This is a genomic window from Arthrobacter sp. TE12231 (assembly GCF_054062895.1).
Map to the genome: position 1 here is coordinate 3597381 of NZ_JBSSFS010000001.1, position 13778 is coordinate 3611158.

Annotated in this window: 12 protein-coding genes and 1 tRNA gene; 7 read left to right on the forward strand and 6 right to left on the reverse strand. The window is 67.6% G+C overall.

The features are described from left to right. Nucleotides 1–86: 86 nt before the first annotated feature. Entirely contained in the window at nt 87–1922 is a 1836-nt protein-coding gene (locus ACVWYS_RS16060) for a phosphoenolpyruvate carboxykinase (GTP) (protein ID WP_091255910.1), read from the reverse strand. A 277-nt stretch (nt 1923–2199) separates the two neighbouring features. Here ACVWYS_RS16060 and ACVWYS_RS16065 point away from each other — a divergent pair. Further along, nucleotides 2200–2273: transfer RNA gene (locus ACVWYS_RS16065), tRNA-Arg, on the forward strand. A 176-nt stretch (nt 2274–2449) separates the two neighbouring features. Here ACVWYS_RS16065 and ACVWYS_RS16070 read toward each other — a convergent pair. Then, complete coding sequence (locus ACVWYS_RS16070) at nt 2450–3193, reverse strand: FadR/GntR family transcriptional regulator (protein ID WP_116768367.1); 744 nt, start codon at nt 3191–3193, stop codon at nt 2450–2452. Nucleotides 3194–3357: 164 nt separating this feature from the next. Between ACVWYS_RS16070 and ACVWYS_RS16075 the strand changes: the two genes are divergently transcribed. The 5 genes from ACVWYS_RS16075 to ACVWYS_RS16095 all read left to right on the forward strand — a co-directional run bounded on the left by ACVWYS_RS16075 (nt 3358) and on the right by ACVWYS_RS16095 (nt 9077). Further along, a complete protein-coding gene (locus ACVWYS_RS16075) occupies nt 3358–4869 on the forward strand; it encodes a dihydrolipoyl dehydrogenase family protein (protein ID WP_456510053.1) in 1512 nt (503 codons plus the stop codon). 104 nt (nt 4870–4973) lie between these two features. After that, on the forward strand, nt 4974–5657 hold the full coding sequence (locus ACVWYS_RS16080; RefSeq protein ID WP_456510054.1) for an ABC transporter ATP-binding protein: 684 nt from the start codon (nt 4974–4976) through the stop codon (nt 5655–5657). Further along, nucleotides 5654–7726, forward strand: a complete 2073-nt coding sequence (locus ACVWYS_RS16085) for a YhgE/Pip family protein (RefSeq protein WP_456510055.1) — start codon at nt 5654–5656, stop codon at nt 7724–7726. The genes ACVWYS_RS16080 and ACVWYS_RS16085 overlap by 4 nt, the downstream gene beginning before the upstream one ends. Beyond that, complete coding sequence (locus ACVWYS_RS16090) at nt 7723–8385, forward strand: TetR/AcrR family transcriptional regulator (RefSeq protein ID WP_344362986.1); 663 nt, start codon at nt 7723–7725, stop codon at nt 8383–8385. Before ACVWYS_RS16085 ends, ACVWYS_RS16090 begins: the two co-directional genes overlap by 4 nt. An 8-nt stretch (nt 8386–8393) precedes the next feature. Then, complete coding sequence (locus ACVWYS_RS16095; RefSeq protein ID WP_456510056.1) at nt 8394–9077, forward strand: hypothetical protein; 684 nt, start codon at nt 8394–8396, stop codon at nt 9075–9077. Nucleotides 9078–9152: 75 nt separating this feature from the next. On the opposite strand, the gene ACVWYS_RS16100 is transcribed toward ACVWYS_RS16095, so the two are convergent. From ACVWYS_RS16100 to ACVWYS_RS16115, 4 genes are all read right to left on the reverse strand, one after another. Next, complete coding sequence (locus ACVWYS_RS16100; RefSeq protein WP_456507514.1) at nt 9153–9710, reverse strand: hypothetical protein; 558 nt, start codon at nt 9708–9710, stop codon at nt 9153–9155. Between the two features lie 139 nt (nt 9711–9849). After that, nucleotides 9850–10377, reverse strand: coding sequence for a SixA phosphatase family protein (locus ACVWYS_RS16105; protein ID WP_456510057.1), 528 nt, complete (start codon nt 10375–10377; stop codon nt 9850–9852). Between the two features lie 100 nt (nt 10378–10477). Continuing rightward, the gene (locus ACVWYS_RS16110; RefSeq protein WP_091255892.1) at nt 10478–11341 is read right to left on the reverse strand and encodes a winged helix-turn-helix domain-containing protein; all 864 of its coding nucleotides are present in this window, start codon (nt 11339–11341) and stop codon (nt 10478–10480) included. Between the two features lie 534 nt (nt 11342–11875). Continuing rightward, nucleotides 11876–12784, reverse strand: a complete 909-nt coding sequence (locus tag ACVWYS_RS16115; protein ID WP_456510058.1) for a hypothetical protein — start codon at nt 12782–12784, stop codon at nt 11876–11878. Nucleotides 12785–13034: 250 nt separating this feature from the next. Here ACVWYS_RS16115 and ACVWYS_RS16120 point away from each other — a divergent pair, with 250 nt between their 5' ends. Continuing rightward, a complete protein-coding gene (locus ACVWYS_RS16120; RefSeq protein WP_456510059.1) occupies nt 13035–13775 on the forward strand; it encodes a response regulator transcription factor in 741 nt (246 codons plus the stop codon). Nucleotides 13776–13778: the final 3 nt, after the last annotated feature.

A 13778-nucleotide genomic window follows, 5' to 3' on the forward strand; every position in this document is an offset into this window, starting at 1 on the left:
GCCGCTGCGGAGCAATCGATGAGAGCGCGACGGCGGCCCCGCACCTTTCGCAAGGTGCGGGGCCGCCGTTCGTTGACCGGTACTTGTTACTGCTGGGCTGCCATGCGAGCCTTCAGGCCTTCCAGCTCGGTACGCAGGGCCTCGGGCAGGGAGTCGCCGAACTTGGCGTACCACTCTTCAATCGAGGCCAGCTCGGTGGCCCACTCCTGCGGGTCGACGCGGACGGCGTCTTCAACGTGGGCGTGGGTCAGGTCCAGGCCGGTGAGGTCCAGCGCGTGGCCGGCCGGCACGAACCCGATGGGTGTCTCGACGGCGTCGGCCTTGCCCTCGATGCGCTCGATGGCCCACTTGAGGACACGCGCGTTGTCGCCGAACCCGGGCCACGCGAAGTCACCGTCGGCCGTGCGGCGGAACCAGTTGACCAGGAAGATCTTGGGCAGCCGTGCCGGGTTGGCCTTGGACGAAACGCTGATCCAGTGCTTCAGGTAGTCGCCGGCGTCGTAGCCGATGAAGGGCAGCATGGCCATGGGATCCCGGCGGAGCACGCCCACCTGGCCCGCGGCCGCGGCCGTGGTCTCGGAGGACAGGGTGGAGCCCATGAAGATGCCGTTGGTCCAACTGCGGGCCTCGGTCACCAGGGGAACCGTGGTCTTGCGGCGGCCGCCGAAGAGGATGGCGGAAAGCTCCACGCCGTCGGGGCTGTAGTACTCCTCGGCCAGCATGTCGATCTGGGAGATCGGGGTGCAGAAGCGCGAGTTCGGGTGGGCCGCGGGCTTGTCCGAATCAGGCGTCCAGGAGTTGCCCTGCCAGTCGGTCAGGTGCGCCGGGACCTCGTCGGTCATGCCTTCCCACCACACGCCGCCGTCGTCCGTGAGGGCCACGTTGGTGAAGATGCTGTGGCCCTTGGCGATGGCGCGCATGGCGTTCGGGTTGGTGCCCCAGCCGGTGCCGGGGGCGACGCCGAACAGGCCCGCCTCCGGGTTGGTGGCGCGCAGTTCGCCTTCCTTGCCGATCCGCATCCAGGTGATGTCGTCGCCGAGGGTCTCGACTTCCCAGCCCTCGATGGTCGGATCCAGCAGGGCGAGGTTGGTCTTGCCGCAGGCGGAGGGGAAGGCGGCGGAGACGTAGTAGTTCTTCTTTTCCGGCGAGGTCAGCTTGAGGATGAGCATGTGCTCGGCCAGCCAGCCTTCGTCACGGGCCATTACCGAGGCGATGCGCAGGGCGTAGCACTTCTTGCCGAGCAGGGCGTTGCCACCGTAGCCGGAGCCGAAGGACCAGATGGAGCGCTCCTCCGGGAAGTGCACGATCCACTTGTCCGGGTTGCAGGGCCATGCGACGTCGGCCTGCCCCGGGGCCAGCGGTGCGCCCAGGGAGTGCAGGGCGGGGACGAAGAACGCGTTCGTGGCGGTGATCTTGTCCAGGACCTCGGTGCCGATGGTCGCCATGATGCGCATGGAGGCGACAACGTAGGCGCTGTCCGTGATCTCCACGCCGAACTTGGGGTCCTCTGCGTCCAGGTGGCCCATCACGAACGGGATGACGTACATGGTGCGGCCGCGCATGGAGCCGGCGAACAGGCCGCGCAGCTTCTCCTTCATCTCCGCCGGTGCCATCCAGTTGTTGGTGAACCCTGCATCGCGCTTGTTCTCGGAGCAGATGAAGGTCTGCTCTTCGACGCGTGCCACGTCGGCCGGGTCGGAGAAGGCCGCGAAGGACTTGGGGAACAGGTTCTCGTTCAGCCGGGTCAGGGTGCCCGCGGCAACGAGCTCATCGGTCAGCCGGGTGTTTTCCTCTTCCGAGCCGTCAACCCAGTAGATCCGGTCCGGCTGAGTCAGTTCAGCCACCTCTTCAACCCATGCCAGCAGACCGGCATGTGTGGTGGGTGCCTTTTCAAGCAACGGCAGTCGCGCCAGATCTCCCATTACGGTTCCCTTCCTCGGGTTCAGTGGTGTGTCCTAAATGCTAGGGCTCGCCACGGTGCCGATTTTGGGCTCGGACATGGGATGACCAGGGCTGCGCGAATCAAAACCCGCGGAAATCCAAGGAATTTACCGGTGAACAGTAGCACTTTTTGTGACTAAGGTCACGTAGACCGGTCTAGTTGCCCAAATTACACCCGTTTCGATTTGTAACTGGGCCCGGGCTCGCGTAAAGTAATTCGAGGTTCGGGGAGCGAGAAGTTCTCCAAGAGCCGAGAATGCGCCCATAGCTCAGCTGGATAGAGCGTCTGTCTACGGAACAGAAGGTCAGGGGTTCGAATCCCTTTGGGCGCACAGAAGAAGAAGATCCGCCCCGGTTCGCCGGGGCGGATCTTCTGTTTTAAGCCTCGGCCCGCAGTCCGCTGACCGTCGATTGCTCCGTAGCCGCCCTTCTGACGGGTCAAAAGGGAGGCTACGGAGCAATCGATGCGGGTGGACGCCGCTTGACGGCGAATCAGGCGGCCAGGCCGTCAGGCCGTTGTCTGGGCGATGATGCTGCGGATTCCATCGAAATGGCTGTTGAGCCGCTCGGCAGCGAGGACTTTGTCCGCCGAGGCAACAGCCTCGTAGATCTCCCTGTGCAGCGCGGCGGTTTCGTGGAGGTCCACCGCGTACAGGCTGCCGACCTCAAGGTGGATCCGGCGGTAGACCTTCCAGAAAACATCCATGAGACTGATCAGGAGCTCGTTGTTCAGCGGCTCGAACAGCCGGCGGTGGAACTCCGCGTCGGCTTCGATGAAGGGCTCCCCGGCAGCGGCCGAGGCTTCCATGCGCTCCACCGATTCCTCCACTGTGGCCAGCTGTTCGGGCGTGATCTTGTCCATCGCGGCACCGACCAGGCCGGATTCGAGCGCCTGCCGGACATCGACGAGCTGCATCGCTTCTTCGCCGTGGTGGCGCAGCGACAACCGCGCACGGAAAGTGAGGCCGTCGGTCAGTGCCTCGAAATTGCTCGGGGCCACGAACATGCCGAAGCCGTGCCGGATCTCAATGACTCCCACCGCCTGGAGCGCCTTCAGCGATTCCCGCAGCGTATTGCGGCCGACGCCGAGAGCGGCGGTGAGCTCGCTCTCCGTGGGCAGTGGGTCCCCGGCAACAAGATCGCGTTCGAGGATCAGCTCCAGGATGTCCGCCTGAAGCGCCCGGAGCCGGGCCTGCGCACTGAACCTCGCCATCGGTATGGTCTTGCCTGCTGTGATATTTCCTGCGGCCATGGCCGCCTCCTCCCCCAAGTATGGTCCCAACAGTATCGATGGTCCCCGGTCCTGCAAAGGGCTTTTCCCGGCACATTACGCCGGGCCCCGGCCGCGACGGTGCACGAAGCGCCTGCCCCAGCACCCGCCCCGAGCGCGTCACGGCCCCGGCGTAGGCTGGTGCCATGACGTTACGGCTCGAGCGGGAATTCGATGTCATTGTGATCGGCGCGGGCGCGGTCGGGGAAAATGTCGCGGACCGCGTGGTCCGCGGCGGCCTGACGGCGGTCCTGATCGAGGCTGAACTGGTGGGCGGCGAGTGTTCCTACTGGGCGTGCATGCCGTCGAAGGCGCTTCTGCGGCCGGGCACCGCGCTGCACGGCGCGCAGACCGTCCCCGGCGCCCTGGAGGCCGTCACCCGAACCCTGGACGTGGCCGCCGTCCTTAAGCGCCGGGACTACTTCACCTCGAACTGGCAGGACGACGGCCAGGTCAAATGGGTGGAAGACACCGGGATAGATCTAATCCGCGGCCACGGCTGGATCACCGCCCCGCGGCAGGTGGAGGTGGCCGGGCTGGACGGCAACAGCTACGCGCTCACGGCCCGGCACGCTGTGGTGGTTGCGACGGGATCCACCCCCAACCAGCCCCTGGTCGAGGGACTCCAAGACATCGAATACTGGACCACGAGGGAGGCGACGTCCGCCCGCGAAGTTCCCGAGCGGCTCGCCGTGCTCGGCGGCGGGGTGGCCGGCGTCGAACTGGCCCAGGCCTACGCCCGCCTTGGCGCGGCCGTGACGCTCGTTGCCCGCGGCGCCCTCCTGGGCGCCTTCCCGGAGCCGGCCGCCGAACTGGTCGCTGCCGGACTGCGCGCCGACGGCGTCGACCTCCGCCTCCATACGGGTACACGCAGCGTCAGTGAGAACGACGACGGTTCCCTCACCCTCGTGCTCGACGGCGGGTCCGGGGGCGGTACCGGCGCCAGCGCAGGGGCAGCCGCGGGCGCGCGCGCGAGCCTCACGGCCGACAAACTGCTGGTCACCACCGGCCGGCACCCTGCCCTCGAGGGGATCGGCCTGGACAGCGTCGGGATTTCCGCGCCGGAGGGCGGCCCGCTGCGGCTCACCACCGATTCCACCGGCCTAGTCCACCGCGCCGCAGAAAACGAGGTGTCCGGCAGCCCGTGGCTGTACGCGGCAGGCGACGCCGCCGGACGGGCCATGCTGACGCATCAGGGCAAGTACGGCGCCCGGGCCACCGGCGACGCCATTGCCGCCCGTGCCAAGGGTGAGCTCACCGGCGAGCCGGCACCGTGGACCGGCTTTGCCCAGACGGCCTATGACCACGCGGTGCCCAACGTGGTGTTCACCGACCCGGAACTGGCGAACGTCGGCCGGACCAAGGCGCAGGCCGAGAAGGACGGCTTCCGGGCCTCCACCGTGGAGCTTCCCATCCAGGTTTCCGGTTCCTCCTTGCACGCCGAAAACTACGAAGGGTGGGCGCAGCTGGTCATCGATGAGGACCGCAAGGTGCTGCTGGGCGCCACGTTCGCCGGCCCGGATGTTGCAGAACTCCTGCACGCGGCCACCATCGCGATCGTGGGGGAAGTGCCGCTGGACCGGCTGTGGCATGCCGTGCCCTCCTATCCGACGATCAGCGAGGTCTGGCTCCGCCTGCTGGAGGCCTACGGCCTCTGAACCTGCCGGCGCGTCTCGTTCATCACATCACCGGCATCTTATTTGAACTGACCGGTCAGTTTAGTTAGCCTTGGAGCAGACACCGTTTCTGCGAAAGGCACGCTTTGCTCTGCGTACAACAACTCTCCGTGACCGGCCGGCGGGATGACCTGCTGCCGCCGACCTCGCTGGAGGCCGCGCGCGGTGAACTCCTGCTCGTCGAGGGCCCCCGCCAGGACCAGAGGACGGCCCTCGCCCTGGCCCTGACCGGACGCATGAGGCCCTCCTCGGGGAACATCGGCTGGGACGGCAGCGGCCGGATCAAGGCGCTCCGGCAGGCCAGCAACGTGGTCGACTCCCCCGGCGTCAACGAGCCCGAGCAGCACCTGAGCGTCCGCGACCTCGTCACAGAGGACCTGTCCCTGATCCCGCGCCGCCACCGCGGCGCCCTGCGCAGCACCCCGTGGCTGAAGCTCAACAACTTCGAGGACATCGCCGGGCTCTGGGCCGAGCAACTGCCGGCCGGCCGGCGGGTCGAACTGCTCACGGCGCTCGCCCTCGCCAATCCGGACACGGGCCTGCTCGTGATGGACTCCCCCGACCGGCACAGCGGCGACGCCTCCGACTGGCTGCCGCGGCTGATGGAACTGGCGCACGACGCCGGGCGGCCGCTCGCCGTCGTCGCTACCGTCACCCGCATTCCGGACGGCTGGACCGGGCCCGCCGCCGTGATCGGCAACGCGGTCCCCGAGCCCGACGAAACCCGCCCCGCTGAAACCTTCCTACCCGAAACCGAGGACGTAAAGTGACTGTGCTGCGGCTTGCCCGCTCCGAGCTCAAACGAATGACCGGCGGTCTGCTGCCGAAGTTGACCATCCTGGCCCTGGCCCTGGTCCCGCTGCTCTACGGCGCCGTGTACCTTTACGCGAACTGGGATCCGTACGGCAAGCTGAACCAGATCGATGCGGCCCTGGTGGTCGAGGACTCCGGCGCCGCCTCCGCCGACGGGACCCGGCTCGAGGCCGGCCGGAAGGTGGCCGAAAGCCTTGTGGACGGCCACGTCTTCAACTGGAAGTCGGTCGCCAGCACCGAGGAAGCCGACCAGGGCGTCAGCAACGGCACCTACGCGTTTGCCCTGAAGATCCCGAAGGACTTTTCCGCGAACCTCGCCTCCCCCGGCAGCTTCGACGCCGCCAACCAGGCCATGCTCAACGTCACCACCAACGACGCCAACAACTACCTCCTGAGCACCATCGTGGACAAACTCACCACGGCCGTGCACACGACGGTCGCCAAGGAGGTGGGCGAGGAGACCGCCAACCAGCTCCTCACCGGGTTCGGCACCATCCACACCCAGATGCTCAAGGCCTCCGACGGCGCAGGCCAGCTGGCCGACGGCGTCGCCCGCCTCCATGACGGCACGGTGAGCCTGCACCAAGGCACCGGCGAGCTCAAGAGCGGCGCCACCGAGCTCTACAACGGCGAAGTCAAACTCCGGGACGGCGCCACGTCCCTGAGTACCGGGGCCGGCCAGCTCAGCGGCGGCCTTACCCAGCTCAAGGACAAGACGGCCGCCCTGCCCGCCAACGCACAGCAACTGGCCGACGGCGCCGCCCAGGTGGCCGCCGGCAACGCCGCACTCAATACCGCGATGCAGTCCATCCCCGGACAGCTCGCCGCCGCCAACCAGGCCGCGCAACAAGCCGCCGCGCAGGGCCAGCGGAGCCGAGTGGTGGCATCGACCGGCCACCTGGTCGCCGCTGGCGTCCTCACCCAGGAGCAGGCCGATGCGGTCGTGGCCGACGTCGACGCCACCCCCGCGCCGGCCGCGCCGTCGCCGGCTGCTGCCGCTTCCGCCGCGAAACTGCAGACTGCCGCCACCCAGGTCCAGAAACTCGCCGACGGTTCCGCCGCCGTCAGCGCCGGCGCCTCGCAGCTGGCCGGTGCGGCGCCCGCCCTCAGCGACGCCGTCGCCAAGGCCTCCGCCGGGGCGGACCAGCTCGCCAGCGGTTCCGCAACCCTCGCCGCCGGCCAGCAGGATGCCATGGACGGCGCCGGCAAGCTCGTGCAGGGAGCCCAGAAACTCGACGACGGCGCCGCCCAGCTGGAGACCGGCGCGGCCACTGCTTCCGACGGCGCGGGAACCCTCGCCGGGGAACTCGCCCAGGGCGCCGGCAAGGTACCCAACCCGGACGACGCCCAGAAGGACAGCCTTTCCAAGGTCATGGCCGACCCCGTCGCGGTCAGCAATGTCTCGCAGGCCAAGGCCGGGTCCTACGGCGCCGGGCTGGCGCCGTTCTTCCTTACGCTGGCCCTGTGGATCGGCGTCTTCATGCTGGTCCAGGCCATGCGCCCGGTCACCCAGCGCGCGCTGGCCTCCAACGCGCCCGCCTGGAAAATCGCTGCGGGCGGCTGGCTTCCATTCCTGGCGGTGTCCGCCGTCCAGGCAAGCCTGCTGACCCTCGTGGTGGATGTGGGGCTCGGACTGGACCCCGCCCATCCGGTACTGATGTGGTTCCTCATGCTGGCGGCCGCGATGGCGTTTAGCGCCATCATCCAGGGCGTCGTGGCGCTGCTGGGCTCGCCCGGCAAGCTCGTGGTGCTCATCCTGCTGGTGCTGCAGCTGGTGTCCTCCGGCGGCACGTTCCCTTGGCAGACCACGCCGGAGCCCTTACACGTCGTGCACCAGATCCTGCCCATGGGCTACGTGGTCAGCGGCATGCGGCACCTGATTTACGGGGCCGACCTCGCGATCATCCTGCCCACCATGCTCGGTCTGGTTGGCTACACTTTGCTGGGACTGGCCATGTCAACCGCGGCCGTCCGCAAGAACAAGTACTGGACCCTCAAGACGCTGAAACCGGAGATCGCCGTATGACCAACAGCCCACGCGGCGGCAGCACGGCGGGCCCCGGGGATACGGAGAAGAAGCTCCGTCCCGGCCGCACCAACGCCACAAAGCAGAAGCTGTTCGAAGCGTCCATGGAACTGATCGGCGAACGGGGTGCGGCGGGCGTGACCGTCGACGAGATCGCAACGGCCGCAGGGGTGTCCAAGGGCACGGTGTATTACAACTTCGGCAGCAAATCGGACCTCATTGCCCAGCTGCTGCGCCACGGTGTGGACATCCTCATGGCGCGGCTCCTGAGCGTCCGGGACGACTCCGCCGATCCCCTCGCCGCCATGGAGGAGATGATCGGCCAGGCCATGGACTTCATGGCCGAGTACCCGTCCTTCGCCCGGCTCTGGGTCAGCGAGAACTGGCGGACCCCCAGCGAATGGCAGGACACCTTCGCCGAGCTCCGCGGACGCCTGCTCGCGGTGATCGGCTCTGCCATCGACGGAGTCGCCGCCGTCTATCCCGTGGACCCCGGAGTGTCCCGGGGAAGCCTCGAAACGGCCATCTTCGGCGCCTGTTTCGTGGTGGGACTGGACCGCCACGCCTACAACCCGGAGCGGACCCGCGAGCAGAGTGTGGCCGCAATTATGGCCTCCATGCGCGGCTACGTCGTGAAGCAGCCGCCCGCTCAGGCATGATTATTCACATGCGTCACATGGGTATCAGCGGGAAGATCGCCATCGGAGCGTTCCTCGCCGCCGGGGCCCTCCTGGTCCTGACCGGGATCACCCTGAACGAGACCGTGTTCGTGTGGTTCCTCGGTGCGTCGGCGGCGGCCTATGTGGCCTGCGTGGCCGAGGTCGTGATCCGGCGCCGGCACAAGACCCTCGTGGCGAGCGGGGCCGGCAGCATCCTCTTCATCGCGTTCGGAATCGCCTTCCTGCGCCAGTGGGGCCTCGCCTTCAACCCGGACCCCAACGCCCTGTCCACACGCGTCGATTCCGCGCACCCGGATTTGTATTTCTATCTGGCCGGCGCCGCCGGAGCCGTCACCTTGCTGCTGTTGTTCGCCGGCACCGCCCTGCCCGGCAGGAACCGCGGCCGGCGCGCCCCCGGCCAGGCCCCACGGCGCCGTCCGGCGCCGGTTTCACGGGGCGCGGGGGCCAGGACCGCAAGCCCGCGGCCGGCGGCGTCGCGCACGACGGCGCGGGGAACCACCGCACGTCCGGCGGCTGCGCGGCCGGCCGCCAAGTCTGCGGCAAAGGCACCCGCGAGGGTCCCCTCCGTCAAATCACCGGCGGCAAAATCACCGGTCCGGTCACCCGCAGCAAAAACACCCGCCAAGCCACCCAGTGCGAAAACGCCCGCCCGGAATTCCGCCCGCCGATAATCACGCCGCCGCGGCCGGCGCAGGATTCCGGCCTTGGAATTCCGGGCGCGGGAATTTGGGTTCCTGATTCCGGGCTCAGAGGTTTCGCGGCCTGTCGTCCGGCGGGTTGGTATCCGTGGTGTGGGTTTGGGCCGTGTCGGCTTGCGTCACGTCGTCCGGGTTGCGCTCTTCGCCGGAAACGCGCGCGCCGGGAACCGGCTCGCCGGCCCCTGGTTCACCGGAGACCGGCCCACCGGTGGCCGGCTCGGACCGCAGACTCCGCCGGGTGGGGGTCTCGGCTGCCGCATCGTCGTGCTCGGACGTGACGACGTCGGGGTCCAGTTCGTCGGCCTTGCGCAGTTGCTCCTGCGCGCCGGAGCGGACTTTTTCGGCTTCTTCCTGGCGGCTGCGGGCTTCCTGCCGCAGGCGTTCGGCCTCAAGCTCGGCCTGCTGCGCGTCCGCCTCGGCCCGCGTCGCCTTGGCCTCGCGTTCCCGCGCCGTGAGCTCGTCGGCTTTGGCCTGTTCACGCATTTCAGCAGCGCGATTCCGGTCCGCGGCGACTTTGCGCCTGCGGCTGACCATGACTGCGACCGCGACAATCGCCAGCACCACAACGATGCCGATGATAATTCCTATGAGCTGCCCTGAATCCACGTTGATCCACCTTTTCTCTGAGGTTGCCTTACCTGCCCCAAAACCATTGGAAAAACCACATCAGCAAACAGGAACAGTAAACCGCAGAATGCAGCCGGTAGCTATGGAATCCGGAATCATCGCCCGGGCAGCCGGGCGGTTATTTTGCGCGCGGAACCTTGAAATGGGTGAGCCGCGCGTCCTGCCCGTCCAGTTCGGCCCACGACTTCTCCGTTTCCAGCACGGTCAGCCCGCTGGTCGGATATCGGGTGGCCGCGTCCATGTACGCATCGTGATCGGAATCCCGGGACGCCAGGTGCATGGCAAGGTCCTGGACACCGGGCATGTGCGAAATCACCATGAGCGTGTTCACGGTATCCGGAACGTGGTTGATCACCGCCAGCATGCGCGAGGCGGACGCGGCGTACAGGCCGTCCTCAAGCTTCGGCGTCGGCGCTGTGTCACCGAGCGCGTGGCACACCCAGGTGCAGGTCTGGCGGGTCCGGAGCGCGCTGGAGCAGAGGATGAAGTCGGGGACCACGTCGTGTTTGAGCAGCCACTTTCCGGCGACGGGAGCATCCCTGTGGCCGCGCTCTTCGAGCGGCCGTTCGTGATCGGCCACCCCGCCGGGCCAGTCGGACTTGGCGTGCCTCATGATCACCAGCCGTTTGATGTGATGCGCGCTCATGCCCCAATCCTAATGCGGCAGGCGCCGAGGGATCGTGCCGCGAAAGCGAAAGCGCCCGTCCCCGTAGGAGGAGGAACGGACGCTTTGCGTGAAGCCAAGGCTAGATCGAGTATTCCGGAGCGGCCCAGACGACGACCTCGGGGTGCTCGTAGAAGCGGTAGCCCTGGCCGCGGACGGTGCGGACTGTGTTGGCCAGGCGTCCGAGCTTGGAACGCAGGCGGCGGATGTGGACGTCGATGGTCCGCTCGTTGGGGACCTCTTCGGCGTTCCGCCACAGGCCTTCGAGGAGCTCGTCGCGGCCTACGGTGCGGGTGCCGTTCTCCACAAGGTAGTTCAGGAGCTCGAATTCCTTGAACGTCAGGTTCAGGGATTCGCCGTCGAGGTGCACCTCACGGCGGGCCAGATCGATCAGCACACCGGACGGCCGCGGATCCTGCGGCTGCTGCAGGCGGGCGGTCTCGGTACGCTGGCGGGCAGCGGCGGTGGGGTCGCCGAACGTCGAACGGACGACGTCGAGGGCGGAACCCGGGGCGCTGGCCGGCGCGACGGCGACGGCGGCGTAGCTTTCGGCGCCGGCAACAAGGGACTGGGCGTAGGCCCGGATCTCCTGGGCAAGCTTGGCGATCGAGGTGCCGGCGGCGGCCGCAGTTTCCTCGTCGATCCCCATGTACAGCACGAAGCCGCGGGCGACGTTGTCACTGGGAGCAGGACGGACCGCGCTGCCGGCACCCGGAGCGATCACGGGAGTGGGCGCAGTGGCCGGGGCGGGCGGAACGGCGCGGAGCTGACCGTAGGAGTCAGGGTTGTAGCCCTGGGCTGCATATCCGGGGGCCGGGAAGGTGCCGGCCGAACCGGCGGGTGCGAATGCGGAGCGGCCACCAAAGCCCTGGCGGATCCCGGAGGTCTGGCCGGCCTTGCTGGCGTTACGGACGGAGATGTGGACGTATCCGGATGCAACTGACATGGAATGCTTACCTCAATGTGAATGGCCGTCATCGCGGCTCGAATGCTACTTTCCCCGCAATGAAAACTGGGGAGGGGCGCCCGACTCTGGGCTGGGGGGCGAATGCCTAGAAACTCTTGGGGTGTAAAAGTTAGGCGTGCATTCGACAACAGCGCATCTCGGTACCAGCGGGTGTGCTGACCCAGGAAGCTGCAGCTGCAGGTGCTGTTGAGTTCTTGTTCACAATTGAAGTGTGCAACGTAACAATGCGAACGTGCAAGTAACAATGGACCGCAGGTTCCACATAGTGAGACGAATTCCGCAAGTGTAGTGCAAATCACAATTTGGTCGGCGTAATAAAATAACAGGTGTTTTTTTGACTCGGCGGTCGGCAAGCGCTTCACTCCGAATTATGTTCGATGAGAGTCGCTGAACTGCGGAAATCGTTCACAGCAGGTCGAATCGGCAAAACCCGGCGTCCCCGCCGTCGCAGTCCACAGAGTGGGCGTGCTGCCGGGCCCGCCGGACCCGGCAACACTGGGCGCCCCAGCGGGGTCAGTTGGACTGACCGGTGGAGGTCGCCGCCACCACCATGACGGACGTTGCAGTGTAGCCGGAGCCATCTTTGGCCGCTACGATCCGCACCGTCCCGCCGGCGACGATGTCCGTCACGCTCAGCTGCGTGCCCGAGCCGCCGCCAGCCTGCTGGCGCCGCTGTTGCAGATTGCTCACCACCACGTCACTGCCCAGTGCATAGCTGCGGGTGAAGCCGTCGCTGCTCTTGACCGTGACGGAGGACGAACTGACCGCGCTCACCGTCCCCATCTGCTCGGCCATGGTGACGTAGTCGCTTCCCTGCAGCACGACGTATTCGGCATGCACGGCTGAGTTCAGCCCGCCCATTCCACCGGCCGCGAAGTTGCCGGGACCACCCTGCCCGGACATTCCGCCGCCCGCGGTTCCGCCCTGTGCGGATCCCGGCATGCCCGGGGCGAAACCCTGGGCGCCGGGGCCCTGGGCGCCGCCTACCCCGCCCGCCGTGCCAGCGGATGCCGCAGAACTTGAGGTAAGGGCGTAGACGCCCGCCCCGGCGCCGACCGCCAGGACTGCTGCCGCCCCGGCGACGGCGAGGCCCCGCTTGAGCGTCCAGGGCTTGGCCGCTGAGGCGTTTTTGGATCCGGTTCCGGGGGCACCCCACCCGGCAGCTGGAGGGGACGGCAGTTCCTGACCGGGCATGCCCCAGACCGGGGCCGAGGCCGGAGCTGTCGAATCGGCGGAGGGCGCGCCCCAGCCGGGGGGAGTGCCGTCGCCGCGCTGACCGGCCTGGCTCTGCGAGGCGTCGTACGGCGGGGCGTCATGCTGCCAGGCGGCTTGAGGCCCGACTCCCTGAGGCGTCGTAACGGGCGCGGGTGCCGTGGGTTCAGGGACTGGGCCGGAACCGGCTCCGGGATGCTGACCGCTCATGGTGCTTCTCCTTCAGGATGCGGATCGATGTTCACTCCAGAGTGCTGAGCGATCCTGTGCCTGCGCTGTGCGGGCCGACAGCCGCGCCTGTGACCCTCCGGCGGACCAGACGGCCGGGCTGCTACCCACAGTTCTTCCGAAGCAGCCCGGACGGGGCCCGGAAAGGCGTTCAGCTCGCTAGGCTGGGATTCACAGGTGCCGCACAGGGTCCCCAAAGCCCCGCCTAACCGGCAGATCGGAGAGTTGTCCCATGGCCACTTCGCACTCCATGACCAACAACCTTCCCCAGCTCACGCATCCGGACGGCTCCCCCATCCGCGCGCTGGTGGTGGACGATGAGCCCAGCCTCTCCGAGCTCATGAGCATGGGCCTGCGGATGGCCGGCTGGTCCGTGGCCGTGGCGGCCGACGGGCCCAGCGCGGTCCCGCTTGCCAAGGAGTTCCGCCCCGACGTGCTGGTGCTGGATGTGATGCTTCCCGGGTTCGACGGCGTCGAGCTGCTCAGCCGGATCCGCGCGTTCGCGCCGGAGGTTCCAGCGTTGTTCCTCACCGCCAAGGACGCCGTCCAGGACCGCATCACCGGCCTGGCGGCCGGCGGCGATGACTACGTCACGAAGCCGTTCAGCATGGAAGAGGTCCTGCTGCGCCTGCATCGGCTGGTCCAGCGCTCCGGGGTGGCCGCCATGGACACCGCCGAACTCGTGGTGGGTGACCTTGTGCTCAATGTCGATACCCGTGAAGTCACCCGGGCCGGCGAGGAGCTGCATCTGACCGCTACGCAGTTCGAACTGCTGCGGTACCTCATGGAGAACCCCAAGCGGGTGATCAGCAAGGCCCAGATCCTGGACCGGGTCTGGGACTATGACTTCGGCGGCCAGGCGAACATCGTGGAACTCTACATCTCGTACCTCCGCAAGAAGGTGGACGCCAACCACGCGCCCATGATCCACACGGTGCGCGGCGCCGGCTACGTCCTGAAGCCGGCGGACTGATCC

Bases quoted from the DNA above. Each gene is read 5' to 3' on its own strand.
- ACVWYS_RS16090 (WP_344362986.1), top strand. From the start codon at position 7,723: ATGACCAACAGCCCACGCGGCGGCAGCACGGCGGGCCCCGGGGATACG.
- ACVWYS_RS16095 (WP_456510056.1), top strand. From the start codon at position 8,394: ATGCGTCACATGGGTATCAGCGGGAAGATCGCCATCGGAGCGTTCCTC.
- ACVWYS_RS16105 (WP_456510057.1), bottom strand. From the start codon at position 10,377: ATGAGCGCGCATCACATCAAACGGCTGGTGATCATGAGGCACGCCAAG.
- ACVWYS_RS16115 (WP_456510058.1), bottom strand. From the start codon at position 12,784: ATGAGCGGTCAGCATCCCGGAGCCGGTTCCGGCCCAGTCCCTGAACCC.
- ACVWYS_RS16075 (WP_456510053.1), top strand. From the start codon at position 3,358: ATGACGTTACGGCTCGAGCGGGAATTCGATGTCATTGTGATCGGCGCG.
- ACVWYS_RS16070 (WP_116768367.1), bottom strand. From the start codon at position 3,193: ATGGCCGCAGGAAATATCACAGCAGGCAAGACCATACCGATGGCGAGG.
- ACVWYS_RS16060 (WP_091255910.1), bottom strand. From the start codon at position 1,922: ATGGGAGATCTGGCGCGACTGCCGTTGCTTGAAAAGGCACCCACCACA.
- ACVWYS_RS16120 (WP_456510059.1), top strand. From the start codon at position 13,035: ATGGCCACTTCGCACTCCATGACCAACAACCTTCCCCAGCTCACGCAT.
- ACVWYS_RS16110 (WP_091255892.1), bottom strand. From the start codon at position 11,341: ATGTCAGTTGCATCCGGATACGTCCACATCTCCGTCCGTAACGCCAGC.